The sequence below is a fragment of the Henriciella marina DSM 19595 genome, from assembly GCF_000376805.1.
GTDB classification, from domain to species: domain Bacteria; phylum Pseudomonadota; class Alphaproteobacteria; order Caulobacterales; family Hyphomonadaceae; genus Henriciella; species Henriciella marina.
This window is the reverse complement of sequence record NZ_AQXT01000002.1, coordinates 2,709,980-2,728,663: the sequence shown is the minus strand read 5'-3', so window position 1 is coordinate 2,728,663 and position 18,684 is coordinate 2,709,980. Positions and strand designations below refer to the sequence as shown.

Sequence of the window (18,684 nt, the reverse complement as noted above, 5' to 3'; positions counted from 1 at the left end):
AGGCATGACACTCCCCGCACCGCAAACTGACCTCGTAGATCTCGCCGGCCAGCTCGCTGATGCCGCCTGGCAGGCGATTGGCCCGCATTTTCGCGCAGGTATCGGCGCTGAAAACAAGGCGACCGGTGCCGCCTATGATCCTGTCACCCTCGCCGACAAGGCGGGGGAAGAGGCCATCCGCGCCATACTGGCGAAGGAACGGCCCGATGACGGTATCGATGGCGAGGAATTTGGCAGGCATGAAGGCGCATCCGGCTGGACATGGCTGCTTGATCCGATCGATGGCACACGTGCCTTTCTTGCAGGCCTCCCGGTCTGGACCACCCTTATCGCGCTCGTCGACCCGGACGGTAATCCGGTCATCGGCCTTATAGACCAGCCGGTTCTCGGCGAACGCTATGTCGGCGCGCCGGGCGAAGCCTTTCTTCAGACCGCGAGCGGCCGCGCGCCCCTGCGCGTCTCAGGCTGCAGCGACCTTCGCCAGGCGATCGTATCAACAACCGATCCCTTCATCATGACCCCGGCCGAACAGGGCGCGTGGACGCATCTGCGCCATACCGCGCGGATCGCTCGCTATGGTCTCGACGCCTATGCCTATGGCCGGCTCGCGGCTGGCAGCATCGACCTCGTCTGTGAAACCGGTCTTCAGGCCCATGACGTCGCCGCCCTTATCCCCGTGGTGCGCGGTGCCGGCGGCATTGCGCGTGACTGGCGCGGGCGCGAGGCAAAGCTCGGCGCACAGATTGTGTGCGCAGCGTCCGAGGCGGTTTTCGAGCAGGCATTCATATCCCTGCGCCGCTCTGCAGCCGACTAGCGCGTGCAGGAAAGCTGGTCACAAGCGGCGCATCTGCGCTAGATAGGACCCCATGAGCGAACAAAGCGACTCCCTTGTCCACCGCAAGCTGCCGACCCGGCGCTGGCCCAGCAAGTGGAACATATCCAACATCATTGATGGCCGCGCGCTGCGAGTAAAACTCACCTCGGCCTTTCTCGACAACATGTCGGATGAGGCAAAAGCGCGCAAACGTGTGCTCGATCACCTCCATGCGAGCCTCTTCCGTGGACGGATGATCGCGCAGGAGCGCCTGCAACAGGGCGCTGGTGGTCTGGATACGGCACGCCTCCTCTCTGCGGTGATGGATGAGACGCTGCACGCGCTCTATGACTATATCACCGTGCACGTCCACCGCGCCCGCAACCCCACGGAGGGGGAGCGCCTCGCCGTGTTTGCGACCGGCGGTTACGGCCGCAACGTGCTGGCGCCCTCCAGCGATGTCGATCTCCTCTTCATCCGGCCATACAAGGCCTCCGCCCATGCCGAGAGCGTGATCGAATACATGCTCTACGCCCTCTGGGATGTCGGCATTAAGGTTGGCCACGCCTTCCGCACGCCTGATGAGTGTATCCGGCTCTCCAAGCAGGACGTCACCATCAAGACGTCGCTTCTCGACGCACGCTTCCTTTTCGGCGACGAGAAGCTTGCCGCCGAAACCAAAGCGAAATTCCGCAAGGAAGCCGTCGAAGGCCATGACGCGCAATTCATTGCCGACAAGCTCGCCGAACGCGACGGACGCCACGCCAAGCAGGGCAATACCCGCTATGTCGTTGAGCCGAATGTGAAAGAGGGCAAAGGGGGCATGCGCGATTTGCAGACCCTCTACTGGATCACCAAGCACATGTATGACGGCGTCTCATTGGAAGACGTGATGAAGTCAGGCCCCTTCACAAAACACGAATACAGCGTCTTCATCCGTGCCGCGCGCTTCTTCTGGACGGTGCGCTGTCATCTCCACTATCTCACGGGCCGCGCCGAAGAACGCATCAGCTTTGACCTGCAGCCTGAGATCGCCTCCCGCATGGGATACCGCGACCGGTCTGGCCAGCTCGGCGTCGAGCGGTTCATGAAGCACTATTTCCTGGTCGCAAAGGATGTCGGCAGCCTGACGCGTATCCTCGCCGCCAAGCTCGAGGCCGACCAGATCAAGAAGCCTGAAGGCTGGCGCCGCTTCATCCCGTCGGGCAGCCCCAAACCGCTCGACCATGAAGGCTTCGTTCTCGATGGGGAGCGCGTCAACGTAACCAGCGAAGACGTGCTGAAGAAGCAACCAGAAAACCTTATCCGCCTGTTCGCCCTGGCCGATGAGGTTGGCCACGACATTCATCCCGATGCGATGACGATTGCCTCGCGCAATTCCCGCCTCATCAACTCGAAGAACCGCTCCAAGAAAGAGATGAGCAAGATCTTCATCGAGCTTCTCGTGAACGGAAAAGACCCGGGCCTCGCGCTGCACCGAATGAATGAAGCCGATGTGCTCGGCCGGTTCATGCCGGAATTTGGTGGCATCGTCGCCCAGACCCAGTTCAACATGTATCACCACTTCACGGTGGATGAGCACACGATCCGCGCCGTCGATTATATGGCGCAGATGGACCGTGAGCCCGGCGACGGGTTCGACCTGCCACATCGCCTGTTTCAGAAGATCGACAACAAGCATGTTCTCTATCTTGCCATGCTGCTGCACGACACCGGCAAGGGTCTTGGCGACCAGCAGATCGAGGGCATGAAAACCTCCGCGCAGGCGGGCAAGCGCCTAGGCCTCAGCGATGCAGAGACAGACCTCATCGCCTGGCTCGTCGGCCACCATCTCGAGATGAGTGAAACCGCCCAGAAACGGGACATTGCAGACCCGCAGACAATTGTACGCTTTGCCTCCATGGTCGGCTCGATCGAACGCTTGCGCCTGCTCTATATCCTCACCATCGCAGACATTCGCGCGGTCGGCCCCGGCATCTGGAATGCCTGGAAAGGCCAGCTCCTGGAAGATCTTTACCAGAACACGGAGGCCGCGCTTCGCGGCGGGCGTACCGACACCGTCAGCGTCTCACGCGAACTGGAAGGCCGCGCCGCGCTCAACCAGAAGGAACTGTCGGAACGCGTCGGCACCATTCCGAGTGTGATGACGGACATGGATCCAGCCTACTGGACCGGATTTGATCTCGAAGCCCTCGAACAGCACGCCCGCACGATCAGTGCAGGCGATCCACCCATTGTCTCTGCACATGTGCGCGAGGATGGCGGCGGGGTTTCGCTTCTCGTCGCCGGACAGGACCGGCTCGGCCTTTTCTCAAGACTTGCCGGGACGATCGCCGCCCAGAGCGCAAACGTCGTCTCCGCGCAGGTTTTCACCGCGCCATCCGGCTTTATCGTCGACGTTTTCATCCTGCAGGACGGCAAGGGCGGTATTTTTGCTGCAGGCGATGAAGGTCGGCTTAGACGGCTGGAAGACGAAGTTCGCCGCGCCTTTGGCAATAATGAGCCCGTCGCGAACATTCCGCGCAAGACCTATCGCCGGGAAGCAGCCTTCAAGGTCATTCCGCAGGTCAAGATCGATGACACCCTTTCGGATGGGTATACCGTGATCGACGTCGCCGGGCGCGACCGCCCGGGCCTGTTGCATGATGTCGCGAGCCTGCTGGCCGATGAGAATATCTCGATCCATTCGGCGCATGTCGGCAGCTATGGCGAACGCGTTTTCGACGCTTTCTACGTACAGCTGCCGGACTCCTATACCGAGGAAAAACTTGCCGCGCTCAAGGAACAGCTGCTCGAGGTCCTCCAGCGCGAGGAGCCGGACGCCCCCCGCACCCCCGCGCGCAGCCTGAAACAGGCAAATGCCGCAGACAGCTTCTGATTGTTAACCTGGCGGGCTTAGCGCACACACTATGAGCGTTCTTCGCAACACGTTGACCCAGTCTGGCTGGACGCTTGGCAGCCGCGTTCTCGGCTTTGCCCGCGATCTCGTTATCCTTGCAAAACTTGGCGCGGGGCCGGTGGCCGACGCCTTCTTTACCGCCCTGATGTTCCCGAACCTTTTCAGGCGCGTCTTTGCCGAAGGGGCCTTCGCGCAGGCTTTCGTCCCGGCCTATGCCCGCACGATGGAGGCCGAGGGCGAGGAAGCGGCCCGCAAGCTTGCCGAAGAGACCCTCCGCGGGCTGCTGGCCGTCACCGTCGGCCTTGTCGTCGTGGCACAGTTGGCAATGCCGTGGATCATGCTCCTCCTGCATGGCGGTTACCGGAATGATCCTGTCCACTTCCCGCTGGCGATCCTGCTGACGCAGATCACGATGCCATATCTGGCCTTCATGGCGCTGGCGGCGCTCTTGTCCGGCGTCCTGAATTCAGCCGGCCGTTTTGCCCTGACAGCAGGCGCACCGACCCTGCTCAATCTCTGCCTTCTCGGTGCAGCCTTCATCGGGTCGGACAATTATGAAGTCGCAAAATCGCTCTGCGTTGCTGTGTCCATTGCCGGCGCGCTTCAGGTCGCACTGCTCTGGTATGGCGTCTCGCGCCAGAAGGTTCGCCTGCGCATCGGCATGCCAAAACTCACACCCGGTGTGAAGCGCGTCGCCGCGCTGGCTATACCCGGTACGATCGCGGCCTCCGGCATGCAGATCAATATCGTGGTCAGCCAGGCGCTTGCTAGCTTTGAGGAAGGCGCAAAATCCTGGCTCTATTCGGCAGACCGTCTCTATCAGCTTCCTCTTGGTCTTGTTGGCGTCGCCGTCGGTCTTGCCATTCTGCCACGTCTTGCCCGCGCGGCCCGTGCCAGCGACGAGACAGACAGCCGCGGCATCATGGACAATGGCATCGGCCTCGCCATGGCCCTGACGATCCCGGCAGCGGCGGCGCTGATGGTCGCACCTTTCCTCTTTGTCGACAGCTTCTTCACCCGCGGCGATTTTACCAGTGACGACGCCGACCTGACCGCCCGCGCCCTCGTGCACTTTGGCTGGGGTGTGCCCGCCTTCGTGCTCATCAAAGTGCTCGCGCCCGGCTTCTTTGCGCGCGAGGACACCAGAACGCCGATGAATTTCTCGCTGATCTCTGTCGCGGTGAACACGGTGCTTGGCGCAGGTCTATTCTTTTACCTGAAGTCGCAGGGCCTCTTCGGGTTTCCCGGACTTGCAATCGCAACCAGCACGGCCGCCTGGGTCAATGCGGGGCTTCTCTTCTTCGTCCTGCAGCGTCGCGGCTGGTACCGGCCAGGGCCAGAGCTTCTGAAAAGACTTGTCTCTGTACTGGTTGCATCCGCCGCGCTCGGCGCGCTTCTCTGGTATCTCGCCAGCATCAGCGACGTGATCTCCGACTTTGCCCTCGATTCCAAATTTTTAGGCGCCATCCTGATCGCCATGGCTGGCGCGCTCGCCTATCTGGTCTTTGCGCTCCTCTTTGGCGCTATTCGCCTCAGTGACATCAAGGGGGCTAGGCGCAGCTGATACCTTGGGCTATTGGCGGCGCCATGAGCGAGCAAGAAACATCCAGCTATGCCGGTCCCAAGCGGGTCTTTTCCGGCATCCAGCCCACCGGTAATCTCCACCTTGGGAATTACCTCGGTGCCCTCAAGAAATTCACCACGCTTCAGAATGACGGCTGGGACTGCGTTTTCTGCGTCGTCGACCTGCATGCGATCACCATGCCCTTCGACCAGTCGCAGCTTGCAAACCAGACCCGCCAGATTGCTGCGGCGATGATGGCGAGCGGTGTCGACCCGGCAAAGTCGGTTCTGTTCGCGCAATCATCGGTGCGTGCGCACACAGAACTTACCTGGATCTTCGACAGCGTCGCCCGCATGGGCTGGCTGGAGAAAATGATCCAGTTCAAGGAGAAATCAGGCAAGGACGCAGAGCGCTCTTCGGTCGGTCTGTTCAACTATCCTGTCCTGCAGGCCGCCGACATCCTGGCCTACAAGGCGACCCACGTGCCGGTTGGAGAAGACCAGCGCCAGCACCTGGAGCTCTCCCGTGACATTGCTGATCGCTTCAACCGCGAATACGGCGCGCCAGACTTCTTCCCGCTGCCCGAAGCCCTGACTGAAGGTCCTGGCGCGCGCATCATGAGCCTGAAGGACGGCACCAAGAAGATGTCGAAATCGGACCCTGCCGAGAATTCGCGCATCAACCTCATCGACGACGCCGACACGATCTCGCGCAAGATCAAGAAGTCGAAGACAGACACGCTTGGCGACGTGCCAACCGATGTGGACGGCCTTGAAGGCCGGCCCGAAGTTGCAAACCTCGTTGGCATCTATGGCGCGCTCGCAGATATGACCGACGAACAGGTGCTGGCTGAGTATGGCGGCAAGGGCTTCGGCACGTTCAAACCTGCCCTCGCCGATCTTGCCGTTGATCATCTGGCCCCGATTACTTCGCGGATGCGGGAGCTGATGGACAATCCAGACGAAATCGACGCGGCCCTTCGCAGCGGCGCCGAACGGGCCAACGCAATTGCTGAGCCTGTGATGGAAGAGGTTCGGCGCATTGTCGGCTTCTGGCGTCCATAGTCCGCCAGCCACCCACTCATCTCCAAAGGATTTCAAGAATGAAACGCCTCTCTGCCCTTCTTCTCGCGCCCGCCCTGATGCTTGGCGCGTGCGGCTCTTCGTCGACCGAAACCGATGGCCCGGTTCTCTCCTATGAGAACGCCTTCATCATGGCGCCAATCGCAGGCCGCGATGTCACGATGGGCGGCATCGAGATTTCCGTTGAGGGCGGCGATGTCACCCTGACGGGCGCGATATCAGACATTGCCGGCACGGTTGAGATGCACACCATGTCGATGACCGATGGCACCATGCAGATGCGCCCCGTCGAGAGCTTCGACATCGCCGATGGCGACACACTCGTCCTCGAGCGCGGCGCCAATCACCTGATGTTCTTTGAGCTGGTTGAAGATCTCTCGGCTGGCGAGCAGGCAAACATCTCCTTCACCTTCGAGACCCCAGACGGCGAAACCCTGACGCTTGAAGCCGACGCCGAAGTCCGAGCCCAAGGCGAATAAGCCAGTCTCTCTCTTCCCCCTTCTCCCCCCGGGAGAAGGGCCGGGGATGAGGGGGAGCTGAGCCATCAGCCTGCCTTAAGTTTTCAGTGATGTCCGGTGGGCATCGCTGGCTCTTCACCACACGAAAAAACCGTAGCGCCCCCTCACCACTAGCCCCTCTCCCGAGGGAGAGGGGGATTCAGGCACAAAAAAAGGCCGGGCATTTCTGCCCGGCCTGAATATCTCGAATTGAACCAGACCTAGCTGGTCTTTTCTTCTTCTGCAGCTTCTTCAGCCGGAGCTTCTTCGGCTTCAGCTTCTGCTTCGGCAGGTGCTTCTTCTTCAGCTGGAGCGTTCTTGGCTTCCTCGGCGGCCTTCTTGGCCTCTTCCTCGGCTTCCTTGCGCGCAACTTCCTTCTCGGCGCGCTCTTCAATGCGCTCCTTGGCCTTCGTGCCTGGCTCACCCTTGTTCGGGTTGTTGCTTGGCTGCCAGTCATAGACCTTCGTGCCTTCGACTTCGAGATTGCTCAGGAAGCGGGCGACGCGGTCGGTTGGCTTGGCGCCTTTCTTGACCCATTCGGCAGCTTTTTCGGCATCGATCTGCACGCGCTCTTCGCTGTCTTTCGCCAGACGCGGATTGTAGGTGCCGATCTTTTCGATGTAACGGCCGTCGCGCGGGGCGCGGCTGTCAGCAACAACGACCCGGTAGAATGGGCGCTTTTTCGAACCACCTCGTGAGAGGCGAATTTTGAGAGCCATGGTGTATCTCCTTAAGTATCTTATGGCGTCTTCTGGATAGTGCTCGCGGCTGATCGCTGGCTGGAGCCAGCGGCCGCTGCGCCTTCGCCTTGCTTGTATTCGGCAAGGTTGTGGCGTGTTCGTCTGGAGAGGGTCATTCCTGACCTCCCCGGATTTTCTCGTGGTGGCGAATGACTTCGGCCACGATGAAATTGAGGAATTTTTCGGCAAAGGCCGGGTCGAGACCGCTTTCGGCGGCAAGGCTCTGGAGCCGCTCGATCTGACGCGCCTCGCGCGCCTTGTCGGCAGGCGGCATGTCGTTCTCTGCCTTCAGATGGCCCACCTGCTGGGTCAGCTTGAAGCGCTCTGCCAGCGTGTGCAGCAGGATCGCATCCATATTGTCGATACTGGCGCGTAGGCGTTCAAGATCGTCGAGCGGGGCGGTCACTTCTTCTTGCCTCCGCCGAGGCCCGGTGGCAGCCCGCCGCCGCCAAGGCCTGGAAGCCCGCCCGGCATGCCGCCGCCCATGCCGGACTTACCCATCTTCGCGAGATCTGACGGCGAGACACCGGCGCCGCCGAGCGCGCCCATCATGCCTTTCATGCCGCCCTTCGACATTTTCTTCATCATGTCGGCCATCTGGCGGTGCATCTTCAGCACCTTGTTGACGTCCGATACGTCAACGCCGGCACCGGCGGCAATCCGCTTGCGGCGCGAAGCATTGAGAAGGGCTGGCTTGGTGCGTTCCTTCTTCGTCATGGAGGAGATGATCGCCTCCTGACGCTTGATGACATTGTCATCCATATTCGCGGCCGCGAGGGCCTGTTTGGCTTTCTTGGCGCCGGGCAACATGCCCATAATGCCGCCAAGGCCGCCCATTTTCTGCATCTGTTTCAATTGCTCAGCGAGGTCGTTAAGGTCGAACTCCCCCTTGCGCATCTTCTTGGCCATGCGCTCGGCCTTGTCGGCATCGAGCTGGTCGCCGGCGCGCTCCACCAGGGAGACGATATCCCCCTGACCGAGGATACGTCCCGCCACGCGCTTGGCATCGAAGGCATCAAGGCCATCGAGCTTTTCGCCCGTGCCGAGGAATTTGATCGGAAGGCCAGTGACCGCGCGCATGGAGAGCGCAGCGCCGCCGCGGCCATCACCGTCCATACGGGTCAGCACGAGGCCGGTCAGCGGCAGGCGCTCATGGAAGCGGCGGGCGGTTTCCACCGCATCCTGACCGGTCAGCGCGTCAGCGACGAGGAGGGTTTCCTTCGGGCTGGCGATCTTGGCGATCTCTGCCGCCTCGGCCATCATCTGCTCATCGATGGAGGTGCGGCCAGCGGTATCGAGGAAGACGACATCATGGCCGCCAAGTTTCGCCGCCTGAAGCGCGCGGCGCGTGATCTCTGCGGGCGACTGTCCGGCAACAATCGGCAGCGAGGTGACGGAGCCGCCAATCTGCGTTGCGAGAATGGCCAGCTGCTCCATCGCGGCCGGACGGCGAACGTCCAGCGAAGCGAGGAGGACCTTCTTCTTGTCGCGCTCAGCCAGGCGCTTGGCGATCTTCGCCGTCGTGGTCGTCTTACCAGAGCCCTGAAGACCGGCCATCATGATGACAGATGGCGGGTTGTCGACGCGAAGGCTGGTGTCGGCTTCGCTGCCGCCGAGCATTTCGATCAGGCCGTCATGGACGATCTTGACGACTTGCTGACCGGGTTTGACCGAACGGATGACATCTTCGCCAACGGCGCGTTCGCGGATGCTGGAGATGAAATCCTTGACGACCGGCAGGGCGACGTCGGCCTCGAGCAGCGCCACGCGGATCTCGCGCAGCGCAGACGTGACGTCCTTTTCAGACAGGGCACCGCGCCCGGTCAGTCCGTCGAATATGCCGCCAAGGCGGTCTGTTAGCGCGTCAAACATCGCGTTACTCCCTGCTTGCCTGATGGATATACAGGTAAGCGCTCATCACATGTCGCGCAAAGCATGAGGCCCCCGCTGAGCGAAACATCGCCGGGCGGGGTCTTCGCCGGGCTCTGATCCTTGGAGAGGATGCGGTCCCGGAAAAGTGCGCTTCATGTTGTGCGCTGGAATTTCAACTGGCGCTAAACCACGCCCGGCTGTGGAAATCAAGTATTGGTGTCGGCTGCGCGCGCCTCGATCTGTTCGCCAAGGGCCGCCATGGCGTCGCGGATCTCGTCGCCGACAAGCGAGAGAACGACCAGATCGGCCCAGCTTCCATCTGCGAAACGGGTATGCTGGCGAAGGACGCCGTCACGCACGGCGCCGAGCTTCTCGATCGAGGCGATGGCCCGTTCATTCTTCTGCGAGAGCCACCAGGCGACCCGCCGCGCCCGCCATTGATACGCCCGTTTCAGCATCAGGTAATGGATATGCTGAGCGATTTCGCTGCCCCGCAAGGACGGCTCGATCCAGGTATAGCCAATGCGCGTGCGCCGGTTCATCCGGTTCGGATTGAGGAAGGCCGCAAGCCCCACCATGCGCTCATCGCTGAGGCGGATCGCAGCCATGGCCTGACCGGTGCCGAGCTTTGCCATCCTGATCGTATGGTCAAAATAGGCGTCAAGGTTGGTGCCCGTTGCGATCAGCGGCATTGAGGTCCACATATGGTCTGCAGCGCCGCTCGTGCGGATAAATTCGCGGTGTTGTTCATCCAGCGGTTCGAGCCGCAGGATAGCGGTCTGAAGTCCAGGTGCGCCTAATTCCATGGTGAGCCTGCCGGATCAAAGTGAGCGTGGACAATGTAATCAGAACACTTAGAACGGCCAAGCGACCCCGGCGAAAACTATTTTTCGCTAATAATCGCCAAAGATACAGCGTGGCAGGTCGATAAATCGGCGCGCCTGTCATTGAATATTGAGATAAGCTGCACGCTTATATTGAACCTCACACAACCGGCTTCTTTTCCTTTATTTCGGTGCGAAGATGCAATTGCCCACCCTCCGACAGCTCCAGTTTCTCTGCGCCCTGGCAGATGAGCGCTCTTTTTCGCGCGCGGCAGATGTCTGCAATGTGACGCAGCCGACGCTATCGTCCGCCATCAAGGAAATCGAGACACTGCTGGGCGTGCAGCTGGTCGAGCGAGAGGCCCGGGGCGCCAGCCTGACACAAGCGGGCGAAGACGCCGTCGAGCGCGCCCGGAGCATCATTTCCAGCGCGGCCGATCTTGTCACCGCCGCCCAGCAGGCAGGCGCGCCGCTCTCTGGCGCGCTTCATCTCGGCGCGATCCCGACGCTGGCACCTTATCTCTTGCCGCGCACGCTCTCTGCCCTGCGCGAAGACCACCCCGAATTGAAACTATACCTGCGCGAGGACCAGACAGACCGATTGCTCGACGGGCTCCGCAAACGTCAGCTCGATGTTGCGCTCATCGCCCTGCCCTGGCCGACCCCCGGCATTGAGACCGAGACGCTGGGCGAGGACGAGTTTCTGTTTATCGGGCCGAAGGATCACAGACTCTCGACGCGTGAGCCGCTGCGCCCGGAAGACCTTGCCGGAGAAGACCTTCTCCTGCTGGAAGATGGCCATTGCCTGCGTGACCATGCCGTCTCCCTCTGCGCCCTCAACCCGTCACGGCAGGGGTCTGATATCGGGGCAACCTCGCTCGCCACGCTTGTGCAGATGGTGGCAGGTGGTCTCGGCGTCTCATTGCTGCCGCGCATCGCCTCTGAGGCCGGGGTCGCGGCTGGTGCAGACGTCACGATCAGACCGTTCGAGACACCGGTCATCGGCCGACAGATCGGCATCGCATGGCGCGCCGGCGGCGCCCGCGAGACGGATGCAAGGCTGATCGGAGATGTGGTCCGGCGCGTCCTTGCAGGGTGCCAGGGCGAGACGTCAGCTCGCTAGTTCAGCATCGTCTGATCGATTTCAGCCGTCGTATTGTCTTCGGCGCGGAAGACCTCCTCATCGAGCTCGCCTTCCCACTTCGCGACGAGGGTCGCCACCGCGAGGTCGCCTGTAATGTTGGTCACTGTCCGCATCATGTCGAGCAGGCGGTCGAAGGCAAAGAGCGGCGCGAGAATGACAAACATCTGGTCCGGCGTCGCCCCGACAACGCCAAGCGTCGTCGTTGCAAGGAAAAGGCTGACCGATGGAATGCCAGCCGTGCCGATCGAGACCAGCGTCGCCATCACCGCCACGGTAAAGTACATGCCGATGGACACATCGATCCCGAGCGCCTGCGCAGCAAAGAGCGCGATCAGGCCTTGGTAGAGCGCGGTCCCGTCCATATTGATCGTCGACCCTAGCGGCAGCACCGATGAGGCAACAGGTTTACCGACACCGAGGTTCTTCTCGGCGACACTCAACGTGACCGGCAGGGTCGCACTTGAGGATGAGGTGGAGAAAGCAACCAGCTGGGCATCTGTGATCCCGCGGAAGAAGGGGATCAGCGGCAGCTTGCCAACGACCTTGATCAGGAAACCATGCGTCAGAAGCATGTGCAGGGCGCAGGCGATATAGAGCGCGAGCGTCATCAGCGCGAGCGACGACACCACGCTGAAGCCCTGGTCAGCCATGACCCACGCCATGAGCGCAGCCACACCGAAAGGTGCCGTTTCCATAACGATCAGGGTCAGCTTCAGAATGGCTTCTGCGCCAGCATCGAAGACTTTCGCGACGGGCCGTCCAGCTTCACCCGCCATCAGGATGCCGATGCCGAACATGATCGCAAAAAAGATGATCGGCAGCACATCTCCCGCCGCCATCGAGGCGACGATGTTCGTCGGGACAATGGAGAGGATGGTGCGCATGATCGACTCGTAGACGCCAACCGTCTCGAGCGCGCCGCCGCCCTCAAGCCGCTCCTGCGTCTGGGCAATCTGCTCTGGTGAAATGGAGGAAAGATCATACCCAGCGCCCGGCTGGAAGATCGTGCCCATGAGTAGACCAAGCGTCACTGCGACCAAGGTTGTAAACATGTAGATGCCAATGGCACGCCCACCAAGGCTGCCAAGCTTCTTCGGGTCGCCGAGCGCCAGCACGCCTGACACAAGCGTCAGGAAGATAAGCGGAACGACCAGCATGCGGATCAGGTTCAGGAAGAGATCGCCCAGCGGCTTGAAGATCGCAGCGATTTCTCTCGATTGCGCGATACCGTCCTCTGTGCCCATGGAGGAGATCATGCCGTAACGGACCGCCGCGCCGATCGTGAGGCCAATGGCAAGGCCGATCATTACGCGTTTCCAGAGATCAATCCGAAACCAGGCTTTCATGGGCAGGCCCCTCTTCCTCAACAGCAGGCGGCAACCCTAGACCGCGCCGATACGGAAGCAAAGCCCGGTTTCGAGGAGACAGCACTTGCCCGTTTCAAGCCTGCCCGATTGGCGCTACAAGCACGCGACATGACTTGGATTGATCGCCTTTCGACCGGCTGGAAAGCCTGGTTTATCCTGTTCGCGCTGACCATGACGGCAGCTGCGCCGGGTGTCTTCAACCTGCCCGCCCTCGACCGCGACGAGAGCCGTTTCGCCCAGGCCTCAAAACAGTATCTTGAGACCGGCGATTATATCGCGATCCGCTATCAGGATGAGTTTCGCAACAAGAAACCTGCGGGCATCCACTGGCTCCAGGCAGGCTCCACCGCCGCCTTCGGCGAAGGCGAGAATCTAGATGTCTGGACCTATCGCGTGCCGAGCTGGATCGGTGCTGGCCTCGCGGTGCTGGCTTGTTTCTGGGCGGGGATCCCCGCCATTGGCCGGCGCGCTGCCTTCATGGGCTCTGCGCTCTTTGGCTCCAGCCTGCTGCTGACCTCAGAGGCGCACATCTCAAAGACTGATGGCGTTCTGGTCTTCCTGATCACGCTGGCGATGGGCTGTCTCCTCCGGCTCTATCTCAGGAAGGACAATGACAAGCGACTGGCGCTCGCCTTCTGGATTATCCATGGCGCCGGCTTCCTCATCAAAGGCCCTGTCATCTCGCTTGTGGCGGGTATGGCGATCCTCGTTCTCTGGCTCTGGGACAGGCGCGACTATCAGTGGATGAAGTCGCTGGCCTGGTGGCCGGGGCCGCTGATCAGCGTGCTCATGGTTTTGCCATGGCTGATCATGATCCAGATCGCGACGCAGGGCACCTATGTCGAAGGCGCTGTCGGCAAGGATTTGAAGGACAAGCTCGTATCAGCCTCCGAAGGGCATGGCGGCCTGCCGGGCTATCACCTCATGCACCTTCCCGCATGGTTCTTCCCGGGTATCCTGCTCTTTGTTCCCGCAATCGTCCTCTGCTGGCGTTACCTGCGCCACCGCACGCTTGAATCCTTTGGCGATGTGGACCGCGACGCGCTGAAATTCATCGTCGCCTGGGCGTTTACCACCTGGCTCTTCTTTGAGCTCCTGCTGACCAAGCTCAGCCACTACATCCTGCCCGCCTATCCGGCGTTTGGTCTTCTTTGCGGCTGGGCAGCGGTGAAACTGATGGACGACATGCGCGCCCCGGTTTCGCGCTATCTCTCCACCGCGCTCTTCCTGATCGGCGGCGTTGCGCTCGTGCTGTTCACCTCTCCATGGGCGGTCGAACTGCTTCAGGCCGACAAGGCGGGCGATTTCCGCACCACAACCGAAGAAACCGTCATGGCGCAGTGGCAGGGCGCAAGCGACTTCCCGCTTTGGCTCTGGGCACCCGGCGCATTGCTCGTCTTAGTGGCAGCAGGCGCGATGATCTTCCGCAAGATCGGAATTGCGATTGCGGGCGGGGTTCTCGCCGCCCTGCTCCTTGGCTGGCAGGCACGGATTTTTGTCCTGCCGACGCAGACCTGGATACAGGCAACCGAAACCGGCAAGCTCGCGCTCGGTGAAGTCTGCGGCATCCCCCGCAGCGATTGCGGCGACACGCAAGCGCCGGACCGTGTGCTGGCGCTGGGCTATGCAGAGCCGTCCTATGTACTCACCCTCGGGACGCAAAATTTGCATCCACCGGAAACCCCAACTGAGTTGCCTGCGGACGATGCTGCCTATCCGGTCGTCTACCTCGTCAATTTCGAGGATGAGGGCGCAGCGGCAGATTTCAAGGCTGTGCAGAAATCGGCTGAAGACATGGGCCGGTGCGAGACGCGGTCTGAGCCCTATTACGCGCTCAACTATTCGAATAACGACCCAGTGGCGTTCATTGCGGTGCGGTTCGAGGCGAGCTGCGAAGGCGCTCCTGCCCCGGAATAAGGCTCAGCCCTTTTTCTTCGGTCCGGCATAGCCTCTCTTGCGTTCATCATCGCTGAGGCTCGCCCACCAGTCGGAATAGCTCGACTCCTGCGGCGCCTTCATCGTCTCGTCCGGCGCGCCATCATCCCACCAGACGGGGCCGCGCTCGCCAAGGGCTTCCTTGGCGGCGTTCACCTGCCTGCGGGCAGCTTTCAACTTGGCCTCATTATTCTGGACTTCCTTCACCTTGCGGCGGGCCGCCCTCAGCCTCGACGTCAGGCCTTTGAGGCCAGCAGGCGTCAGGCGCGGGTCAGAGCGGCGCCAGAGCTTTCCGGCGGCAACGAAATAGCGCCCATCGGGCGTCTGGGGATAATCCTTGGAAGACATGGATTGGCCAAGTGGGCGCGGGAGGCCGATCCGTCAAGGCGGCCTCAGCCGTCAGGACAGCCCCTCGATATTGCCTTCCGCATCTAGCCCGATCGATTCCGCAGCCGGCACGCGCGGCAGGCCGGGCATGGTCATGATCTCACCGCAAAGGGCGACGACGAAACCTGCGCCCGCCGAAAGACGCACATCGCGAACCGGCAGGACAAAGCCGCTCGGCGCGCCGCGAAGTCCAGGATCCGCCGAAAAACTGTTCTGCGTCTTCGCCATGCAGACCGGCAGGTGACCATAGCCATCGGCCTCCCACCGCTTCAGCCTCGCATGAACCGACGGATCGGCGGAGACGGCGCCTGCACCGTAAATTTCTGTGGCGATCGTTTCGATCTTGTCCATAAAGCCTAGCTCGTCGCGGTAGATTGGCGCGAAACTCGCTTCTCCTGAATCAGCGAGGGCGACGACTTTCTCAGCGAGCTCGAGCGTGCCTTTGCTGCCGTCAGCCCAATGTGTGCAGACGACGGCTTCGGCGTCTTTGCCCGCAACGTATGCCCGGATCGCATCAATTTCGGCATCTGTATCGCCGTGGAAATGGTTGATGGCGACAATCACCGGCACGCCGAACTTGCGCATATTGTCGATATGGCGGCCGAGATTGGCGCAGCCCTCAACGACAGCGTCCGGGTTCTCAATCGGCAGATCCGCCAGCGTCACGCCGCCATTGAGCTTCAGCGCGCGGCTGGTCGCGACGACGACGATGGCAGACGGCGACAGTCCCGCCTTGCGGCATTTGATGTTGAGGAATTTCTCCGCGCCAAGATCTGCGCCAAAGCCCGCCTCGGTGACGACGTAATCAGCGAGCTTCAGCGCCGTCTTCGTCGCGATGACCGAATTGCAGCCATGCGCGATATTCGCGAATGGGCCGCCATGGACGAAGGCCGGATTGTTCTCCAGCGTCTGGACAAGATTGGGCTGCAACGCATCGCGCAGGAGTGCCGTCATCGGCCGATCCGCCTTGATGTCGCGGCAGAAGACCGGTGAGCGGTCGCGCCGGTAAGCGACGATGATATTGCCGAGGCGCTTTTCGAGGTCTGCGAGGTCTTCGGCAAGGCAGAGGATCGCCATGACTTCGGAGGCAGCCGTGATGTCAAAACCCGCCTCTGCCGGAAAGCCATTGCCAGGCCCGCCGAGTGAGGTCACGACCGAGCGAAGCGCCCGATCATTCACATCGAGCGCGCGGCGCCAGCTGATCCGGCGTGTATCGATGCCGAGCTCATTTCCCCAGTGGATATGGTTGTCGATCATCGCCGAGAGGAGGTTGTGCGCCGCCGTGATGGCGTGAAAGTCGCCGGTGAAATGAAGGTTCATCTCCTCCATCGGCACAACTTGCGCATAGCCACCGCCAGCCGCGCCGCCCTTCATCCCGAAACAGGGGCCGAGCGAGGCTTCGCGGATGCAGATCGCGGCTTTCCTGCCAATGGCATTCAGACCATCGCCAAGGCCAACCGTGGTGGTCGTCTTACCCTCGCCAGCGGGGGTCGGATTAATCGCCGTGACGAGGATCAGCTTGCCATCCGGGCGCCCATCAAGAGAGCGGATAAAGTCCCGCGAGACCTTGGCCTTGTCATGGCCGTAGGGGATGAGGTCGCCCGGCGGGATGGCGAGCTTCTCACCAATGTCCTGGATGGGCCGCTTCTTCGCGGCACGCGCAATCTCGATATCGCTCTTGTGGCTCATACGCTTTCAAGGCCCTCCCCGGCTCGCGCCTCAGTTAGGGCGCAAGAGGCGCCGCGGCGAGGCGCGTGACTGTTTTTGCTCTCCTATCAGAAGCTTCGTCGAGGGAAAGGGCAGATGCGTGCCTCTAGTGCGGTGTCTCCATTTTTGGCCGCGCGCGTCCCATCGTCCAGTTCGACTGGCCGCGCACTTTCGGGTTCGGCGCGCACCAGATTTCGCCGGTCGCGGTGATCATCGTTACCCAGATGAGATTATGCTCCTGGCCGTAATCAATGACGCCGATGGCAAAGCCGTCCCCCTTGTCGGTCACCGTCATCGGGATGGGGGGATTGAGCTGGGTAAACATCTGGAATGCTGCGCTTTCTGCATGGGAGTCCGAGAACAACAGCGCGGCGCGAGATTTGGTTGCCGTGTCTGAGCATCGACAAATCGAGCGACCACCCGCGCGATAGCATCGATCATGCAGAGGCGCGCCAGCACGGGCGCCCGCAAGCCCGGATGGACTGCGGCGGAAACGCAATTTGCGATGCAGCTGGCGCCCAGCCAGCTAGGAGGGCGCGAAGGGCCGCAAGAGTGTGTGGCGGGTGCACCGGCGGTGTTCTGGCGGTGTCTGGGCGGTGTTCTGGGAATCCCCGCGCGCGGCGGCGAGCGACGGGGCGGCAGAGGCCCCGGTTTCGAGGCGGGACCACGGCGCGCAGGCCGCGTGCGCGGTCAGGCTCGCCGCGCTTCCCCGCGCGGCCGGATAATAACCGTCGAGCATGATCCGGCCTTGCGGGGTGACGCCGAAGACGAGCATTTCGCCTGGCGCGACCGGGCCGGTCTCCAGCCATGTCTTCAGCGCATAGAGCTCTACCAGAAAGACCGGCCACCAGTAGACTGGCAGCTGGCTGAGAATCTTGAGGACCCATTGGCGCGTAATCATGGCCTTCAGGAGAGCATGGCACGCGCCGGGGGCGGACGGATTTCTTTTGTCCGTCGGTTTTCGACGGCGTCATCCCGGTTTGTGCGTCAGTGCAAGACCGAGACCCAGCCCATGCCTTGCGCTTCGCTTTAACTGGGTCCCGGCTCTCCCCCGGCCCGCCGGGATGACGAAAACCCTAGTTGCGCGAGGGGAAAATCCCTTGTGCCACAACACAGTGTTTCACAGCGAGGTAGGGCGGCATGGTGCTGGCGCCTTCCGGCACTTCGTTGCGCAGGCCCGCGCCCTCTCCGGCGAGTTTGCTTTCAGTCTTGAGCGCCTCTGCCCCGCCGCGCGCGCCCTGCCTGCGGGGTGTGAGGCCCGGCCCGTCGCCTGCCCCGATCATGGTCCGGCCGCGAAGGTCCGGCAGGGCGAATGTGGAACGGCCATCGCCGCCATAGGTCGTGCCGAGCAGCGAAAAGAGCGCGCTGTTCTCACTGATGGCAAGGATGCGGCCATCCGCCTCCAGCGTGCCGCGCGGACAGTATGTCGACGCCATTGTGACGATCTCGCCGAGATACTCATCCGGCCCGGCATAAGCGGCGGGCGCAGCGGTCATCGCAGTTGCGGCGAGTGCGGCGGCGGTTGTCGATATTTTCAGCATGGCAGTGTCCCCTCTGGTTCTGAAGACGGCAGCTTAGGCAGGCGGGAAAAGGCGGCAAGCTAAATCCTTCTCCCTTCTCCTTGGGGAGAAGGTGCGAAGGACGAAGCATCGCACTGCGATGCGCCGGAGCACGGGATGAGGGGGCGCAATGCTGCGGCAGGCGGTGATGTCTCAGCGACCCAATGCCGTCATCCCGGTTTGCGCGTCAGCGCAAGACCGGGACCCAGCCCATGTCTTGCGCTTCGCGTCAACTGGGTCCCGGCTCTCCCTCCGGTCGGCCGGGATGACGAAAATAGGAAAGGGGTCGCGCT

At 61.8% G+C, this 18,684-nt stretch carries 17 protein-coding genes; 7 read left to right on the top strand and 10 right to left on the bottom strand.

Annotated features, from left to right (window positions below):
• Nucleotides 1-4 precede the first annotated feature (4 nt).
• The 5 genes from F550_RS0113635 to F550_RS18700 are packed head-to-tail and all read left to right on the top strand — an operon-like array spanning nucleotide 5 to nucleotide 6,838.
• A complete protein-coding gene (locus F550_RS0113635; RefSeq protein ID WP_018149132.1) occupies nucleotides 5-814 on the top strand; it encodes an inositol monophosphatase family protein in 810 nt (269 codons plus the stop codon).
• Between the two features lie 52 nt (nucleotides 815-866).
• Entirely contained in the window at nucleotides 867-3,692 is a 2,826-nt protein-coding gene (locus F550_RS0113630; RefSeq protein WP_018149131.1) for a [protein-PII] uridylyltransferase, read from the top strand.
• 31 nt (nucleotides 3,693-3,723) lie between these two features.
• Entirely contained in the window at nucleotides 3,724-5,277 is a 1,554-nt protein-coding gene (gene murJ / locus F550_RS0113625) for a murein biosynthesis integral membrane protein MurJ (RefSeq protein ID WP_018149130.1), read from the top strand.
• A 23-nt stretch (nucleotides 5,278-5,300) separates the two neighbouring features.
• Nucleotides 5,301-6,341: a tryptophan--tRNA ligase gene (gene trpS / locus F550_RS0113620; protein WP_018149129.1), complete on the top strand. Its 1,041-nt coding sequence runs from the start codon at nucleotides 5,301-5,303 to the stop codon at nucleotides 6,339-6,341.
• Between the two features lie 38 nt (nucleotides 6,342-6,379).
• Entirely contained in the window at nucleotides 6,380-6,838 is a 459-nt protein-coding gene (locus F550_RS18700; RefSeq protein ID WP_018149128.1) for a copper chaperone PCu(A)C, read from the top strand.
• A gap of 239 nt (nucleotides 6,839-7,077) precedes the next feature.
• Here F550_RS18700 and rpsP read toward each other — a convergent pair whose 3' ends face one another.
• From rpsP to F550_RS0113595, 4 genes are all read right to left on the bottom strand, one after another.
• Nucleotides 7,078-7,575, bottom strand: coding sequence for a 30S ribosomal protein S16 (rpsP, locus tag F550_RS19610; RefSeq protein ID WP_018149127.1), 498 nt, complete (start codon nucleotides 7,573-7,575; stop codon nucleotides 7,078-7,080).
• Between the two features lie 133 nt (nucleotides 7,576-7,708).
• Complete coding sequence (locus tag F550_RS0113605; protein ID WP_018149126.1) at nucleotides 7,709-8,002, bottom strand: chorismate mutase; 294 nt, start codon at nucleotides 8,000-8,002, stop codon at nucleotides 7,709-7,711.
• Entirely contained in the window at nucleotides 7,999-9,468 is a 1,470-nt protein-coding gene (ffh, locus tag F550_RS0113600) for a signal recognition particle protein (RefSeq protein WP_018149125.1), read from the bottom strand. Before ffh ends, F550_RS0113605 begins: the two co-directional genes overlap by 4 nt.
• A gap of 206 nt (nucleotides 9,469-9,674) precedes the next feature.
• Nucleotides 9,675-10,274, bottom strand: coding sequence for a GNAT family N-acetyltransferase (locus tag F550_RS0113595; RefSeq protein WP_026180782.1), 600 nt, complete (start codon nucleotides 10,272-10,274; stop codon nucleotides 9,675-9,677).
• Between the two features lie 217 nt (nucleotides 10,275-10,491).
• Here F550_RS0113595 and F550_RS0113590 point away from each other — a divergent pair, with 217 nt between their 5' ends.
• The gene (locus F550_RS0113590) at nucleotides 10,492-11,415 is read left to right on the top strand and encodes a hydrogen peroxide-inducible genes activator (RefSeq protein WP_026180781.1); all 924 of its coding nucleotides are present in this window, start codon (nucleotides 10,492-10,494) and stop codon (nucleotides 11,413-11,415) included.
• Here F550_RS0113590 and F550_RS0113585 read toward each other — a convergent pair.
• Nucleotides 11,412-12,782: a dicarboxylate/amino acid:cation symporter gene (locus F550_RS0113585; protein ID WP_018149121.1), complete on the bottom strand. Its 1,371-nt coding sequence runs from the start codon at nucleotides 12,780-12,782 to the stop codon at nucleotides 11,412-11,414. The genes F550_RS0113590 and F550_RS0113585 overlap by 4 nt on opposite strands.
• A gap of 129 nt (nucleotides 12,783-12,911) precedes the next feature.
• Here F550_RS0113585 and F550_RS0113580 point away from each other — a divergent pair, with 129 nt between their 5' ends.
• On the top strand, nucleotides 12,912-14,720 hold the full coding sequence (locus F550_RS0113580; RefSeq protein ID WP_018149120.1) for an ArnT family glycosyltransferase: 1,809 nt from the start codon (nucleotides 12,912-12,914) through the stop codon (nucleotides 14,718-14,720).
• A 3-nt stretch (nucleotides 14,721-14,723) separates the two neighbouring features.
• Here the strand turns inward: F550_RS0113580 and F550_RS0113575 are convergent, their stop codons facing one another.
• From F550_RS0113575 to F550_RS0113555, 5 genes are all read right to left on the bottom strand, one after another.
• Complete coding sequence (locus tag F550_RS0113575; RefSeq protein WP_018149119.1) at nucleotides 14,724-15,086, bottom strand: hypothetical protein; 363 nt, start codon at nucleotides 15,084-15,086, stop codon at nucleotides 14,724-14,726.
• A gap of 51 nt (nucleotides 15,087-15,137) precedes the next feature.
• Entirely contained in the window at nucleotides 15,138-16,814 is a 1,677-nt protein-coding gene (locus tag F550_RS0113570; RefSeq protein ID WP_018149118.1) for a formate--tetrahydrofolate ligase, read from the bottom strand.
• Between the two features lie 124 nt (nucleotides 16,815-16,938).
• Nucleotides 16,939-17,157 (bottom strand): hypothetical protein, encoded by a 219-nt coding sequence (locus F550_RS0113565; protein ID WP_026180780.1) that lies wholly within the window; start codon nucleotides 17,155-17,157, stop codon nucleotides 16,939-16,941.
• 201 nt (nucleotides 17,158-17,358) lie between these two features.
• Complete coding sequence (locus F550_RS0113560; RefSeq protein WP_018149116.1) at nucleotides 17,359-17,733, bottom strand: hypothetical protein; 375 nt, start codon at nucleotides 17,731-17,733, stop codon at nucleotides 17,359-17,361.
• 175 nt (nucleotides 17,734-17,908) lie between these two features.
• Nucleotides 17,909-18,373: a phage tail protein gene (locus F550_RS0113555; protein WP_018149115.1), complete on the bottom strand. Its 465-nt coding sequence runs from the start codon at nucleotides 18,371-18,373 to the stop codon at nucleotides 17,909-17,911.
• Nucleotides 18,374-18,684 lie beyond the last annotated feature (311 nt).

What these genes read in the sequence shown, in the direction of transcription:
- F550_RS0113570 (WP_018149118.1), bottom strand. Translation starts at nt 16,814, where the DNA reads ATGAGCCACAAGAGCGATATCGAGATTGCGCGTGCCGCGAAGAAGCGG.
- trpS (WP_018149129.1), top strand. Translation starts at nt 5,301, where the DNA reads ATGAGCGAGCAAGAAACATCCAGCTATGCCGGTCCCAAGCGGGTCTTT.
- F550_RS0113635 (WP_018149132.1), top strand. Translation starts at nt 5, where the DNA reads ATGACACTCCCCGCACCGCAAACTGACCTCGTAGATCTCGCCGGCCAG.
- ffh (WP_018149125.1), bottom strand. Translation starts at nt 9,468, where the DNA reads ATGTTTGACGCGCTAACAGACCGCCTTGGCGGCATATTCGACGGACTG.
- F550_RS0113595 (WP_026180782.1), bottom strand. Translation starts at nt 10,274, where the DNA reads ATGGAATTAGGCGCACCTGGACTTCAGACCGCTATCCTGCGGCTCGAA.
- F550_RS0113630 (WP_018149131.1), top strand. Translation starts at nt 867, where the DNA reads ATGAGCGAACAAAGCGACTCCCTTGTCCACCGCAAGCTGCCGACCCGG.
- murJ (WP_018149130.1), top strand. Translation starts at nt 3,724, where the DNA reads ATGAGCGTTCTTCGCAACACGTTGACCCAGTCTGGCTGGACGCTTGGC.
- F550_RS18700 (WP_018149128.1), top strand. Translation starts at nt 6,380, where the DNA reads ATGAAACGCCTCTCTGCCCTTCTTCTCGCGCCCGCCCTGATGCTTGGC.
- F550_RS0113580 (WP_018149120.1), top strand. Translation starts at nt 12,912, where the DNA reads ATGACTTGGATTGATCGCCTTTCGACCGGCTGGAAAGCCTGGTTTATC.
- F550_RS0113585 (WP_018149121.1), bottom strand. Translation starts at nt 12,782, where the DNA reads ATGAAAGCCTGGTTTCGGATTGATCTCTGGAAACGCGTAATGATCGGC.
- F550_RS0113575 (WP_018149119.1), bottom strand. Translation starts at nt 15,086, where the DNA reads ATGTCTTCCAAGGATTATCCCCAGACGCCCGATGGGCGCTATTTCGTT.
- F550_RS0113555 (WP_018149115.1), bottom strand. Translation starts at nt 18,373, where the DNA reads ATGCTGAAAATATCGACAACCGCCGCCGCACTCGCCGCAACTGCGATG.
- F550_RS0113560 (WP_018149116.1), bottom strand. Translation starts at nt 17,733, where the DNA reads ATGATTACGCGCCAATGGGTCCTCAAGATTCTCAGCCAGCTGCCAGTC.
- F550_RS0113565 (WP_026180780.1), bottom strand. Translation starts at nt 17,157, where the DNA reads ATGTTTACCCAGCTCAATCCCCCCATCCCGATGACGGTGACCGACAAG.
- rpsP (WP_018149127.1), bottom strand. Translation starts at nt 7,575, where the DNA reads ATGGCTCTCAAAATTCGCCTCTCACGAGGTGGTTCGAAAAAGCGCCCA.
- F550_RS0113590 (WP_026180781.1), top strand. Translation starts at nt 10,492, where the DNA reads ATGCAATTGCCCACCCTCCGACAGCTCCAGTTTCTCTGCGCCCTGGCA.